Below are 13,201 nucleotides of genomic sequence, written 5' to 3'. Positions count from 1 at the left end.
CACAACTACTCCCTTATTTTCGATTGGCGATAGTGTACCAGTTAGGCCGCCGGCTTCACACCGTTTTATAGCCGCTCCACCTCGAGATCCTTGCCGGCGAAGAGATCGCTAAAGTCGGTTTCCAGCAGGGATTTTACCGCCGGATGTTGGATCATCCGCTCGGCAAACATCACATGGTAGACCTCCTTGATATCGTCAGTCTCACCTAGAATCTGCATGTCGTGGGCGAGAATATCTTGCTTATAGATGGAGGGCGCCACGAAGATCCCCTGTTTGAAGAAGCCAAACGCCTTCATCATGGCCGCATCATCGAACTCACCTAGTATGGTGACATCCAGGCCATTCTCATCGAACCAGTGATGTAACTGCTGACCGAGCGAGGTACGTTTCCCCGGGATCAACAACTTGCCCTCCTCCAAACAGGCGGGAAAGGGTTTGTCGTAGGTGGTCGAAGAGAAAAACGCTACGCCGCACTCGCCAAGCTTCTTCGATAGGATCTCCGGATACTTGAGCGACTCACCGGCGCAGTCGGATAGGATCATATCCAGCTTGTGGGCCCTTAAGCGCTCCATCAGGCTCTCATGGGTCGCCTCATAACAGGCAAGATGCATGGAGCCATCGCTGGGCACAACCGAGAGCAGCACTCGACTGGCTAGCGCCTTAGAGAGTGCATCGGCGATACCCACCTCGAACAAAATATTGTTATCCTTTTGATAATTCAGGATATCTAACATCTCATAGCTGAGGCTGAACATCTTATCGGTGTAGCGAAACACCAGTTCGCCCAGCTCGGTGGGCTCAAGATTACGCCCCACCCGCTTAAACAGGGTGCCGTTGAGGCGCTGCTCCAGTACGCGGATCTGCCCGGTCACCGTCTGCGGGGTCAAACATAAGGTTTCGGCGGCCTTGGCCACCGAGCCCTTCTTATGCACCATCCAGAAATAATAGAGATGGTTGTAGTTCAGATGCGACATCAAGGCTCGCGTCTCTCCTGCTATTTAAGGCGTTGGCAATCCATCATGCTGTACATGACTTCGCTTAGCGTCTCTATCGAATCTAGCTTACCGGCCTCGACGGCCTCGGAGAGTCCCTGCACCAGGCTGTCGCGATCGGGCAGGCGCCCCTCACAATAGGTGCGGTTGGCCTCTTCGAAGCGCTTGCCACTACGGTACTTGAGCGCGCGGGACTCATACCCATTGGTCTCGACCCGCTTACCCATAGACTTGGGCTTAAACATGAGGGCACCGTCGACAACCCCCTCCAAGTAATGCTGACAGGCGACGCTGTTAACATCTTTATCGCACGCCTCTAGCTGGCTGGCATAGGCGCCCCCGGTCAAGCCGAGTGAGAGCATGAGTGTCACGACGAGTTTTTTCATGATTTTTCTCCTTTCTCTGGAAGCACCTTAGATAACCAAAAATATCCTATCACCGCCGACATGATCGACCCGGTCAGAATGCCGAGCCTCGCCAGATCGCCGTAGACCTCGCCATCACCGATAAAGGCCAGGGATGAGATGAACATCGACATGGTAAAGCCGATACCACACATCACGGCTACCGGGGCGATATGACGCCAGCCCATACCATCAGGCAATGCAGCCAGCTTAAGCTTGACCGCCACGAAGCTAAACAGCAGTACTCCAAGCGGTTTACCCAGCAGTAGGCCAAGTGCGATACCCACAGGCACAGGAGAGAGCAGATCCCCAAGGCTCATGCCCGACAGGTCGACCCCGGCATTGGCGAAGGCAAAGATAGGCAATATGACAAAGGTGCTCCATGGGTGCAGGCTATGTTCCAGATGCTCTGACGGTGAACTACCATCTTTGGCCCGCAGCGGAATACAGAATGCGATGATCACACCGGCCAGGGTAGCGTGTACCCCAGATTTGAGCACGGCTATCCAGAGGATCAGGCCCACCACCCCATAAGGAGCCAGCGCGGTCACCCCCTTACGATTTAACCCCACCAAGATCACTATCGCCAGCGCGGCAACGACTAAGCTGATCGCCGAGAGATCTGTGCTATAGAACATCGCGATGATCACCACTACACCAAGGTCATCTATGATGGCCAGCGCCAGCAGGAACACCTTAAGCGCCACCGGCACTCGGCTACCCAGCAGCGCCATGATACCCAGCGCGAAGGCGATATCGGTAGCGGCAGGAATAGCCCAGCCCACCTGAGTAATAGAGTCGGCATAGTTAAAGATCAGATAGATCGCCGCGGGGAAGATCATGCCACCTATGGCGGCAAAGGTTGGCAAGGATGCCTGCTCACGGCTCGACAGAGCGCCTTCCAGCAGCTCACGCTTAACTTCTAGGCCGATCAACATAAAAAACAACGCCATCAGGCCGTCGTTAATCCAGTGGATCAGCGTCTTATCAATATCCAGACTGCCCACGCGCACCTGCATCTCTGTGTGCAGGAAGCCTTGATACAGACCTGATAGCGGGGAGTTCGCCATGATCATCGCCAAGATAACGGCCGCCATCAATAAGATGCCACCGGCCGATTCCTGGCTGAGAAAATTTCTAATCGCCTTTTCCATAAATAAACTCCAAAAACACTTAATGTATTGAGTCTAGCGGAATGCAACCTAGCTGAATAATCGTTTGCATCGGCATTAAACATCGGTAATTCCGAGGTGTTAAGTGTAGTCAGTCACCACGGACTAATCAATAGCATGCAGTTTTACTTAGCGGGAGTGGCGATTAAAGCCATCTGTGACGGGGATCACAGGGAGTTTCTGGTTTAAAGGGGGATTTTTTATGCAGAATAAATTAATAAAGCGCGGCGACTCACAAAGAGTCTACCGCGCCTTACCTCAGAAATTCCTCAGTCTTAAGCATGAGCCTTAGACAGAGAAGGGATACTGAATCGCCTCGTGGTGCTGATAGCCAGTCACCTCGAAATCGTCCATGGTGACCCAGGTCTCAAGATCTTCCAGCGACTTGATATCCGGATTGATGCTTAGCTTAGGCGATGGGAATGGCTCGCGCTTGAGCTGCACCTCCTGCATCAGGGGTAACTGGTCTTCATAGATGTGCGCATTGACTATCTTATGGTAGGCCTTACCCGGCTTATGACCTGTGATCTGCGCCACTATCGCCAGCAGGGCAAACACCTGCACCTGATTGAAGTTAAGCCCTAGGGGAACGTCGCAGGAGCGCTGGAAACTGTTGAGATATAAGGTATCACCCAGCAAAGAGAAGTTATGGGTGTGCATGCAGGGACGCAGACAGCCCATATGAAATTCACCTGGATTGTAGAAGCTTAAGATCTCGCCGCGATCATCGACCCCTTTAGACAGGTTATCGACTATCTTTCTCAGCTGATCCACTGCGCCGCCATCTGGCTTAGCCCAGGCTCTGCCCTGCACCCCGTACACCCGGCCCATATCGTCATGACCCTTACGGTGAGGGTTATTCAGCCAGGCGCTGTTTTCATTGGCGTTGGCATCCCAGGTCTTGGCACCCAATTTTCTGAAGTCGGCGGCATTGTCATAGCCCCTGAGGTAACCCAGCAGCTCGGCAATCGCCCCTTTCCAGAAACTCTTACGGGTGGTGATCAGGGGAAACTCGTTGGCGGCCACATCGTATTCCAGATCGGCATTGATCACGGTTAAACAGCGCTTTCCCGTGCGCTCATTTTCAACCCAGACGCCCTCATTGATGATTCGTTCACATAATGCCAAATACTGTTTCATCTTATCCTACTTATCATTGTTGCTTGGATGGGGACTTTAGCACCCTTCCCTAATCGAGTCTTAATCTAGCTTTAGCCGAGCCTTTGTTCTATCAACCGCTTTTTTACGGCCATGTCTAGCTGAGGGCTAACTTGATCCCGGTAAAGAATAACATGACGGCGAATATTTTCTTCAATCTTGCCGTCGGCCAGACACTGGCCGCCTTCGCCCCCAGTGGCGCCGTCAGCATAGAGGTGCAGACGATGCCGAACAAGGCGGGCAGATAGATATAGCCCAGGGTGTATTCGGGCAGCCCTTGAGTCGCCCAGCCAGCAAACACATAGCTGAGACTACCAAACAGGGCGATCATCAGCCCTGTCACCGAGGAGAAACCTATGGCGTGGCGCATCTGCACGCCGCACCAGGTCAAGAATGGGATAAACAAGATGCCGCCGCCTATGCCCATTAGTGCGGCTATGATGGCGACAAACATTGCGGTAACAAACAGATAGGGACTCGCGGGCAAGCTACGCTCGCCATCGGCCGCCTTAAAGGGAAACACCATCTGCAGCGCCATCAACACCAAGAAGCCGGCAAAGACCTGCTTGAGTAGCTGAGCGGAAAACAACGAGGAGATAAAGCCTGCCGACAGGGCGCCGACTATCAATCCCGGCAGCATGATGGTGAGTAGATGCCAGGGAATATTACCGCGGGCATGATGGGCCCGGGCCGATGAGGCGCCGGTTAGGATGATCGCCGCCAACGAGGTGGCAATGGCCACATGGGTCAAATGCTCTGGCACTACGCCCGCCATGGGCAGAAGAAACAGCAATACAGGTACGGCTATCACGCCACCACCGATGCCTAACAGGCCCGCCATAAAACCGATGAAGGCCCCCAGGGCAATACAACTGACAACTATGGTGAACATGTAACCTCGACGGCAGTGGCGAAAGGAGGCATTAGCTTAAAGGAATTACCGACAGATTGAAATTGCCGACCACTCACAGTCGCGACTCAATTACAGAAACTCACTTATAGGAATTCATCCAGACTTTTCTCTTTCAGATAGAGCGTGAGTAGCTCCCGTACCTCGAAGCCGTTGGTGAGTGACAGTGCCTGGGCAAGCAGCTCGCTCAAGTCCTGATAGGACACCCGGCGGATCAGATAGTTTATCTTGGCAAGACTGCCCTGGTTCATACTCAGCTGGGTATAGCCCATGGCAACCAACAACAGTACGCCCATGGGTTCGCCGGCCAGCTCGCCACAGACGCTGATCGGCAGGCGATACTCCCGGCACGCCAGCCTCGCCTGGGTCAGCGCCCGTAAGATCCCAGGATGATAGGAGTCATACAGGGTACTGACTCTTGGATTGTTTCTATCGACCGCCAGCAGATATTGGGTCAGGTCGTTCGAGCCGACAGAAATAAAGTCGACCCGTTTGGCCACCTCTTCGAGCTGAAACAGCAACGCAGGCACCTCCAGCATTATGCCTATCTTAGGCCGCTGCAGGTCTGGATGAACATCTTGCTTCACCTCGAGATAAGCCTGCTCCAGGTAGGCGATGGCCTGATCTATCTCATCCAAACAGCAGACCATGGGCAACAGAATATGCAGCTGTTCACCGCCGCCCGAAGCATTGAGCATGGCTCTTAGCTGCACCAGAAACAGCTCGGGATGATCCAGCGTCAGACGGATCCCGCGCCAGCCAAGAAATGGATTTTCCTCGATAATAGGCAAATAAGACAATGGCTTGTCACCGCCCACATCCAGGGTGCGCATCACCACGGGACGCCCAAGCGCCGCATCCAACACCTGACGATAGACCTCGACCTGTTCGGCCTCGCTAGGGAAGCGGGTCTGCAGCATAAAGGGGATCTCGGTGCGATACAGGCCGACACCGTCGGCGCCCTCGGCGATCTCCGAGGCCAGACTGCTTAACAGCCCGGCGTTGAGATAGAGATGAATTCGGCGCTCATCTAAGGTCATGGCAGGCTTAGACAGCTCCTCGGCATAGCGTTTCTGCAACGCCTTCTCCGCGGAGATCAGGCTGCGATACTCTCCGATCAGCGTCGGTGTGGGCGAGATCAACACCTGTCCGCGATTAGCGTTCAGGATCAGCTGCTTGCCATCGATACCGGCATTGAGGATCCCCTCGACACCTATCACCGCCGGGACACCGAAGGCGCGCGCTAAGATAGCCGCGTGGGAGTTCACCCCGCCAAGCTCTGTGACAATGCCCACCAGCTTGTGCTGGGGGAACTCGGCGAGCATGGTCGCCGTGGCTTCCTTGGTCACCAAAATCACGGGCACATCCAGTTCAAGCTGCATCTTCTGCGGCTCGATCAGCTCACGCAGCACCCTCTGGCCCAGATCGCGGATATCCGTCGCCCGCTCCTGCATGTAGGGGTCTTGCATCTGCTGGAAATGATCTATGTAGCGCAGCGACACCCGGCTCACCGCCGAGATAGCCGTCCAGCCCGCCTGGATCTCCCGCCCATATTCACCGCCCAGGCTGGTATTATCTAGCAACAGTTGCAGGGCGGAGAAGATAGACTGCACCTCTTTCTCATTCTCGCCATCGAAGCGCTGGGACAGGGCGCTGAGGGTGTTGCGACAGGCATCCAGCGCCTGACTCAGGGCTAGCAGTTCTTCGTCGACCTGCTTAGTGCGACGCCCCTGCTGCTCGAGGGGGATCTCGCCCCCCAGCACCATGGCGTGGGCGATCACCACGCCGCTAGCCGCCGAGGTGCCGGTATAGACACACTTGTCCGGCGCCGATTTCACCTCGGCTTTCTTACGCTGCTCGCGCACCGCCACCGCCAACTGGGCGGCGAGCGTCATCAGGAAGGCCTCTTCGGCCTCGCTAAATTGGCGCGCATCGGCCTGCTGCACCACCAGCACGCCTAGGATTAATTTCTGATAGATAATGGGGACGGCAAGAAAGGCACGAAAATCTTCCTCGTCGACTTCGGTGAATAGTTTAAATCTGGGGTGTTGCTGGGCATCGGCCAAGTTGACCGGCTCTTCACGTTCGGCTACCAGGCCGACCAAGCCCTGGCTCATGGGCATCTTGACCTTGCCCACGGCTCTGGGGTCTAGGCCATCGGTGGCCGACAGCACCAGCTCCTGCTCTTCCAGGATATAGATGGAGCAGCACTGGGTCTCCATCGCCGACTTGGTCTGGCGGACTAGCAAAGAGAGGGCTGATTGAAGATCATCGGCTGCGGCTACTGCCTGAGTGATGTCTCTGAGCGTCTTTAACACAGCCTACCTCTCCCTCTATTGCTTGCCATCTTAGCTACCTGCGGCGACCTCTTCTTCTGCCGCTTTGAGTATTTTCCTGAGCCTGAAACGGTAAGGCCGTCGGCGCAAACTCTTTCATTACCTTGCGGTACACGTCTCGTTTAAAGGATACCACCTGTCTGACCGGATACCAGTAACTGACCCAACGCCAGTCATCAAACTCCGGGTGGCCGCTGGCCGCCAGATCGATGGCAGACTCCTGACTCTTCAATTGTAATAGAAACCACTTCTGTTTCTGTCCGATACATAAGGGTTTACTATCTTGCCTAATTAACCGTTTAGGTAATCTATAACGCAACCAGGAACGAGTTGAGGTTAACACTTGCACATGTTCAGGCCTTAACCCAACTTCTTCATACAACTCCCGATACATGGCTTGCTCGGCGCTTTCGCCTTCATCCACGCCACCTTGCGGAAATTGCCAGGAATGTTGACCAAATCTTCTGGCCCACATCACCTGCCCAAAGCGATTACAGATAATGATGCCTACATTTGCACGAAAGCCGTCACTATCAATCACATGGACTCCAAAATGAAATAATCTAATGAATCGATTGTTTCACAAAGCGGCGTCGGCGGCAATTCCCCATTAACAGATATTGTTTGGATAAAAAACTAAAATTTTTACTTTTATCAACAGAGCCTGGCGAGCAAACCGGAGGATATCCACAAAATCTGTGGATATCTCTGTTTGAAACTCAGTTAAAATTGTCAATTCAGCCAAATCTCGGATCAAAACCCAAGCAGATGTCAGCCGAGATTTAATAAATAAGCAATTGTAATTAAATAATAATTAATTGTTCACACTGTGAGATCATTTGTTCACACTTAGAGATCGCACAAAAAACACCCAAAGCCTGTGTCAAGTAAAAAACCACATAAAGTCCCCAAAGGTTATTCACAGATAAATAGATTTATCGACTCTGACAGCGGAAAAATGTCATCAAAATCCCCTTGACAAGGGTTTTTTTATTCTGCCCTGTGACAGACTTATTCAGTTATCCAATAAATCTGTGGATAAGTGTGTTGGAAAGGGTGGGGAAATCACAGAGTAACTTAAATAACTCGCGATGTTCCTAAATGAACAATATGGCTAAAACGATGTTTTTCAGTCACTTAATTTAAAAAGGCTCAAGGATCTCCCTGTCCTAAAAAGATCGAACAATTTTTAACCTCGATTGATTAAGTGCATAACTCGGGTAAAATCCCTCCCCATGAAAAGTAAAATTCTTCCCCCCGAATCCCTCGACGAGCTGATGCAGCGTGCCCAGGAGATGGCCGGACTCACACTGGGCCAGCTGGCCGAGCTTCACCATGTCGCCGTGCCGAGCAACCTGAAACGGGACAAAGGCTGGATAGGCCAGCTTATCGAGCTCGAACTGGGGGCCACCGCCGGCTCTAAGCCGGAGCAGGACTTTCTCCACCTCGGCGTCGAGCTCAAAACCATTCCTGTGGATGAATCGGGTAAGCCGCTAGAGACCACCTATGTCACTGTCGCGCCGCTGATGAATATCAATGGCCTCAGATGGCAGGAGAGTCTGGTATATCATAAGTTACAGCGGGTGCTGTGGATCCCGGTGGAGGGCATTCGCCACAAGCCGATTGGTGAGCGGCGCATCGGCAGCCCCATCCTCTGGACCCCGAGCGAAGAAGAGATGGCGCAGATACGTCAGGACTGGGAAGAGATCATGGAGCTTATCGCCTTAGGCAAGGTCGAGCAGATCACTGCCCGTCACGGCGAGGTATTGCAGCTCAGGCCCAAAGGCGCCAACAGCCGCGCACTGACCCAGAGCATAGCGCAAGATGGTCAGGTTAAACTCACCAACCCGCGGGGCTTCTATCTAAAGATCCCCTTCACCCAGCAGATCTTGAGCCGCTATCTCTAGGCGATTTGAGCTGGCCAATCGTGGCGATTCGAATCGCTATTTAAAGGTGATTCGAACCGCAATTTTCCTTCTAGTTAAAAGGGGTGACAGAGAAGGGTCATTTCTCACACTTTAGACTTTTAGATAATCGACAAAGTGCGCCTCTTTCTGTCAGCATCCCCCAAGAAAAAAACAATCACCACGGTCACTTAACACTTGTTCAACATAAATTTGTCGCTTTTTTGGCACATCTAGACTTCATTTGACTTAGATCACAAATATCACTGGAAATTGTAGGGGTGTTTTCTATACACTAGCGCATCCTGAGATTTGTGCAGCATTTAGGAATTTTCTGTCACTGTGAGAGCACGCATTCAAGCAAAGAAGCTCATATTTGCCATTTTCGCTTGGGCTATTGCCATGGCGGCCTTTGTGTTTTTCCGCTATGCGCAAACACCAGAGCTGCCCCAATGGGCGGTAGGCACAGCCGATCTCGCGACCCTGGCGATCTATATGGGGATCATCTTTGGTAGTCTGCACTGGATGTCGAACCTGATCGCCGACTTTAGCGCCATCAATCGCCTGCCCTATCTGTTTTCGGTGATCTTCAAGGGACTCTTCCTCTTGCTTGGGGCGACCACCCTCGCCTATATGACCCAGTTCCTCAACATGTGGGCCATCGAGAACCATATGTCGACCCTCAGGCAGATGTTGACCGCACATATTCTCTACAGCCCCTCGTTCCAGGCCCTGATCATCTACCTAGTGGTGGTGCGTGTCGGCCTGGCCTTCATCGAGCAGATGGCGCTTTTGGTCGGCCCACGTATTCTGTTTAATATCGGCCTGGGTAAATACCACAGGCCAAGGTACGAGCAGCGCCTGTTTCTCTATCTGGACATGGTGGCCTCGACCACCCACGCGGAATCTCTGGGTGACTATCGCTTCAGCCGCCTGATCCAGGACTGCTTTAGCCTGTTATCGGACACTGTGGTCAACAACGACGCCGAGATCTATCGCTACATGGGCGATGCCGTGCTGATCCACTGGCCGCTGGAAAACGGCATCATAGAAGATCGCAGCTTCAATATTTATTATGAGTTCAGCCAGCAACTTAACTGGCAGCGCAAGTACTTCGAAGAGCAGTATGGTTTCGTGCCTAAGTTCAAGGCGGCGGCCCACTGTGGTCAGGTGGTGGCGGCTGTGGTTGGGGTGCAGAAGCAGGAGATCAGCTTCTTCAGCGACGTGCTCAATACCCTGGCGAGGCTTCAAGATCAGTGTAACCCACTGGGGCAACGCATGTTGATCTCAGGCTCACTGCAGTCGCTTATCGACACTGGCGACAGTCACTACGACTTTACCAACCTTGGTCCAATCAAACTCAAGGGGAAACAACACTCTATCGAGGTGTATGGCGTTTCCCCCAAGGGTAGCAACAGTTAGGGCTAACTTTCCGCCTCCGCCTGTTCCAACAAGCTTTGAATCGCCTTACCTAAGGTTCTGAAGGTCATGATACGGCTGGAGGTCTGACGCCAGACCAAGCCGATATCCCGGTAAGGCGCCTCGCCCGGCGGCGTCAGGGCGGTGAGATCCGTATCGTTCAATATCCCCGCATCTATCGCCATCTGTGGCAGGAAGGTGGTCCCCAGCTTGCTGTTCACCATCTGCACCAGTGTGTGCAGACTCGTCGCCGCGAAGGGGTTGATCTTGTCGCTATCGGCCAGGCTGCAGGCGCTGATGGCATGGCCGGTAATACAGTGCTCTGACTGCAATAGGAAGATGCTCTCATCGGGTAGCGCCTTGTAATCTATCGGCTGGGGCACCTCACTGCTAAGCTCCTTGTGCATCACCAGTTTAAAGGGATCTATCCCCACCTTCATGCTGTGGTAGCCACTGGTGTCGGCCGGCAGGGCCAGCAGGAGCAGATCCAATTCGCCCTTACCCAGAGCATCCAATAGTCGCTCCGTGGTGTCTTCCTTCAAGAACAGCGTCAGCTCGGGATATTCCTGTTGGCAATGTTTCACCACCCGGCTAAGCAGAAACGGCGCGATGGTGGGAATGCAGCCCAGGCGAATATCCCCTGTCATCGGCTGGCCCTGGTGCTTCACCAGCTCCACCAGATCGTCGACGTCGGTCAGCAGCTTGCGGGAGCGCTGCACCACTTCCTCGCCGATGGCGGTGAAGATAAAGGACTTGTGATCGCGCTCGATCAGTTGATGACCCAGCTGCTCCTCCAGGTTTTGAATCCCACTCGACAGGGTCGACTGGCTCACGTGGCACAGCTTGGCCGCGCGATTAAAGTTCTGTTCCTGATAGAGATTGACCAGATAGTAAAGGTTTTTCAGGCTCGGCAGATGTTTCATAAAATCGATTACCAACTTCCATTTACATTCAATTACTCAATCTAACTCTAGCACAAGCTGCTCCGGGATTAACCCTCTCTTTTGCCAGAAGTGTGAAGCGCTGCCCAAAAGCGGCCAAATAGTGCACAAACAAAAACGCCCCCGATGATCTCTCATCGAGGGCGCTATCAATCTTTGCTGGCTTTTATGTACAGGCTTTAGCGTACAGGCTTGGCCTTACTGGCTTTGACCTATTAGGCCTTAGATTCCAGGTAAGCCTTCAGCTCGGCCAGATCCTGGCTGGCGTTGTCCACGATCACCTGCAGCCAGGTGCCGTGCTCGGCTGGCCACTCGGCCGCCTCACCGTGTTGCAGCAGCTGAGCATACTGCTGGATACGTTTCAGTCCCACAGAACCCGCAGCGCCTTTGAACTTGTGCGCCTCAGAACATAAGGTATCTTTGTCTTGTGCTTCCTTAGCGTTGACCAGGTTGCCAACATACTCCGGCATCAACTGTTCAAACAAGACGACACTCTTTAGCAGAGTACCCGCACCGATAGCGCTGCAGTACTGCTCAAGTGTGTTGAGATCCAATATTGATTCTAACTCGGCTGTTGCCATCTTAAGGCACCTCTCGAAAAAAGCTGACGGGACAAGAATAAAATTCACCCCATAATAGCGCCTAGAATGACGGGCGCAACTAATTGAAGCATATGCAAGTTAAATACCTCCTTATTTAACCTTTCATTAACCATGCGTTAAATTAATTGCTCAATTATTCACGTTTTTTGCGCCTAAACCGACAATTGATCACCTGCCGAATCGGTCAAATAATGTCCCTGGCCGCCAAGGCGTTCCAGGTTCTTGACGATGGCCACTAACCCCTCCCAGCGATAGGCACACCAGTCGGGTGCCAGCAGCATAGGTTTCTTGGCGTAAGCGGTAACACGATGAAAAATCACCTCTTTAGGCGTGAGACGAATCAGCTCGCCGACGCTCTCTGCGTAGGCTTCCTGGGTCAATAAACTCATGCGCCCGGCCCGCCAGGCCTTGGCCATGGTGCTGCCCTCGACGATATGCAGTGGATGAATTTTGAGCCCATCGACCCCGGCGTCGAGCACCGCCCTGTGACTGGCTAAAAAGTCCTCATGGCTCTCACCCGGCAGCCCCAATATCAGATGGGTACACACCTTTAATCCCGCCTTTCTCGCCCGGGTGACAGTATCACGATACTCCTCGAAACCATGTCCGCGATTGATCCGCTTTAGCGTCTCAAGATGGGCGCTTTGCAGGCCGAGCTCCAGCCACACCTCCAGGCCACGGGCCTGATAACCGGCTAGCAGGGCGATCACCTCGTCGCTGACACAATCGGGGCGGGTGCCGACACACAGGCCGACGATATCGCTGTCGGCCACCGCCTCATCATAGCGCTGCTTGAGCAACTGATACTCGTCATAGGTGCTGGTGTAGGCCTGAAAGTAGGCGATGAACTTGCTGGATTTGCCCTGAGCGCGCTCGCGACCATTGGCCAGCTGCACGGCGATGCTGTCTACCGAGCCATGCTCATGGCTGAAGGAGGCCACATTACAGAAGGTACAGCCACCCCGTCCCAGGCTGCCGTCACGATTGGGGCAGGTAAACTTGGCATCCAGGGTCAGCTTCTTGAGGCGCTGACCATACTGACGCTTGCAATGCAGGCCAAAGGTGTTGACATGGCTATCCAGTCCCACGGGGTATTCTCTCGATCGATAAAAGGGCGGCGATTGTAACTGGCTTGCTGGCGCCATTCTTGGTGCTACATCAATTTTTGGCGCCTTTCCCGGTGCGCCAGCTCACAAAGCCGGTGCAAACTTAGGGGCGCAGCACAGTATCGGCTAATACATTGGTCTAAGATTTGTTAAATAATTCACTGTATATGCAATAAAAATCACTTTTTTAGATTAAAAGACAATAATCCTTTTTGTTACATTTTAGTAAAAAAGATTCGAAGCCACATCCAAAATTC

Annotated in this window: 12 protein-coding genes; 2 read left to right on the top strand and 10 right to left on the bottom strand. The window is 53.1% G+C overall.

Annotated features, from left to right (window positions below):
- Positions 1–65: 65 nt before the first annotated feature.
- From nhaR to rppH, 7 genes are all read right to left on the bottom strand, one after another.
- Complete coding sequence (nhaR, locus tag K0J45_RS05215; protein WP_220044544.1) at positions 66–974, bottom strand: transcriptional activator NhaR; 909 nt, start codon at positions 972–974, stop codon at positions 66–68.
- A 20-nt stretch (positions 975–994) separates the two neighbouring features.
- Positions 995–1,378 carry a hypothetical protein gene (locus K0J45_RS05210; protein WP_220044543.1) on the bottom strand — a complete coding sequence of 128 codons (384 nt, stop codon included), beginning with the start codon at positions 1,376–1,378 and terminating at the stop codon, positions 995–997.
- The gene (gene nhaA / locus K0J45_RS05205; RefSeq protein WP_220044542.1) at positions 1,375–2,550 is read right to left on the bottom strand and encodes a Na+/H+ antiporter NhaA; all 1,176 of its coding nucleotides are present in this window, start codon (positions 2,548–2,550) and stop codon (positions 1,375–1,377) included. Before nhaA ends, K0J45_RS05210 begins: the two co-directional genes overlap by 4 nt.
- A 306-nt stretch (positions 2,551–2,856) precedes the next feature.
- Positions 2,857–3,708 carry a thymidylate synthase gene (locus tag K0J45_RS05200; RefSeq protein ID WP_220044541.1) on the bottom strand — a complete coding sequence of 284 codons (852 nt, stop codon included), beginning with the start codon at positions 3,706–3,708 and terminating at the stop codon, positions 2,857–2,859.
- 115 nt (positions 3,709–3,823) lie between these two features.
- Positions 3,824–4,618, bottom strand: a complete 795-nt coding sequence (locus tag K0J45_RS05195; RefSeq protein WP_220044540.1) for a sulfite exporter TauE/SafE family protein — start codon at positions 4,616–4,618, stop codon at positions 3,824–3,826.
- A gap of 104 nt (positions 4,619–4,722) precedes the next feature.
- Positions 4,723–6,954 (bottom strand): phosphoenolpyruvate--protein phosphotransferase, encoded by a 2,232-nt coding sequence (gene ptsP, locus K0J45_RS05190; protein ID WP_220044539.1) that lies wholly within the window; start codon positions 6,952–6,954, stop codon positions 4,723–4,725.
- A 34-nt stretch (positions 6,955–6,988) separates the two neighbouring features.
- The gene (rppH, locus tag K0J45_RS05185; protein WP_220044538.1) at positions 6,989–7,513 is read right to left on the bottom strand and encodes an RNA pyrophosphohydrolase; all 525 of its coding nucleotides are present in this window, start codon (positions 7,511–7,513) and stop codon (positions 6,989–6,991) included.
- A 694-nt stretch (positions 7,514–8,207) separates the two neighbouring features.
- Between rppH and mutH the strand changes: the two genes are divergently transcribed.
- Positions 8,208–8,879, top strand: a complete 672-nt coding sequence (gene mutH / locus K0J45_RS05180) for a DNA mismatch repair endonuclease MutH (RefSeq protein ID WP_220044537.1) — start codon at positions 8,208–8,210, stop codon at positions 8,877–8,879.
- A 339-nt stretch (positions 8,880–9,218) separates the two neighbouring features.
- Positions 9,219–10,298 (top strand): adenylate/guanylate cyclase domain-containing protein, encoded by a 1,080-nt coding sequence (locus K0J45_RS05175; protein ID WP_220044536.1) that lies wholly within the window; start codon positions 9,219–9,221, stop codon positions 10,296–10,298.
- Positions 10,299–10,300: 2 nt separating this feature from the next.
- Here the strand turns inward: K0J45_RS05175 and oxyR are convergent, their stop codons facing one another.
- From oxyR to mnmL, 3 genes are all read right to left on the bottom strand, one after another.
- Positions 10,301–11,218 (bottom strand): hydrogen peroxide-inducible genes transcriptional activator OxyR, encoded by a 918-nt coding sequence (gene oxyR, locus K0J45_RS05170; RefSeq protein ID WP_220044535.1) that lies wholly within the window; start codon positions 11,216–11,218, stop codon positions 10,301–10,303.
- 233 nt (positions 11,219–11,451) lie between these two features.
- Entirely contained in the window at positions 11,452–11,817 is a 366-nt protein-coding gene (locus K0J45_RS05165) for an Hpt domain-containing protein (RefSeq protein WP_011864838.1), read from the bottom strand.
- Positions 11,818–11,990: 173 nt separating this feature from the next.
- On the bottom strand, positions 11,991–12,926 hold the full coding sequence (gene mnmL / locus K0J45_RS05160) for a tRNA modification radical SAM protein MnmL/YtqA (RefSeq protein ID WP_220044533.1): 936 nt from the start codon (positions 12,924–12,926) through the stop codon (positions 11,991–11,993).
- Positions 12,927–13,201: the final 275 nt, after the last annotated feature.

The organism is Shewanella alkalitolerans (assembly GCF_019457575.1).
Classification (GTDB): domain Bacteria; phylum Pseudomonadota; class Gammaproteobacteria; order Enterobacterales; family Shewanellaceae; genus Shewanella; species Shewanella loihica.
This window is presented reverse-complemented; position numbering and strand designations above follow the sequence as displayed.

Bases quoted from the DNA above. Each gene is read 5' to 3' on its own strand.
- oxyR (WP_220044535.1), bottom strand. From the start codon at position 11,218: ATGAAACATCTGCCGAGCCTGAAAAACCTTTACTATCTGGTCAATCTC.
- nhaR (WP_220044544.1), bottom strand. From the start codon at position 974: ATGTCGCATCTGAACTACAACCATCTCTATTATTTCTGGATGGTGCAT.
- K0J45_RS05165 (WP_011864838.1), bottom strand. From the start codon at position 11,817: ATGGCAACAGCCGAGTTAGAATCAATATTGGATCTCAACACACTTGAG.
- K0J45_RS05195 (WP_220044540.1), bottom strand. From the start codon at position 4,618: ATGTTCACCATAGTTGTCAGTTGTATTGCCCTGGGGGCCTTCATCGGT.
- K0J45_RS05210 (WP_220044543.1), bottom strand. From the start codon at position 1,378: ATGAAAAAACTCGTCGTGACACTCATGCTCTCACTCGGCTTGACCGGG.
- mutH (WP_220044537.1), top strand. From the start codon at position 8,208: ATGAAAAGTAAAATTCTTCCCCCCGAATCCCTCGACGAGCTGATGCAG.
- nhaA (WP_220044542.1), bottom strand. From the start codon at position 2,550: ATGGAAAAGGCGATTAGAAATTTTCTCAGCCAGGAATCGGCCGGTGGC.
- K0J45_RS05200 (WP_220044541.1), bottom strand. From the start codon at position 3,708: ATGAAACAGTATTTGGCATTATGTGAACGAATCATCAATGAGGGCGTC.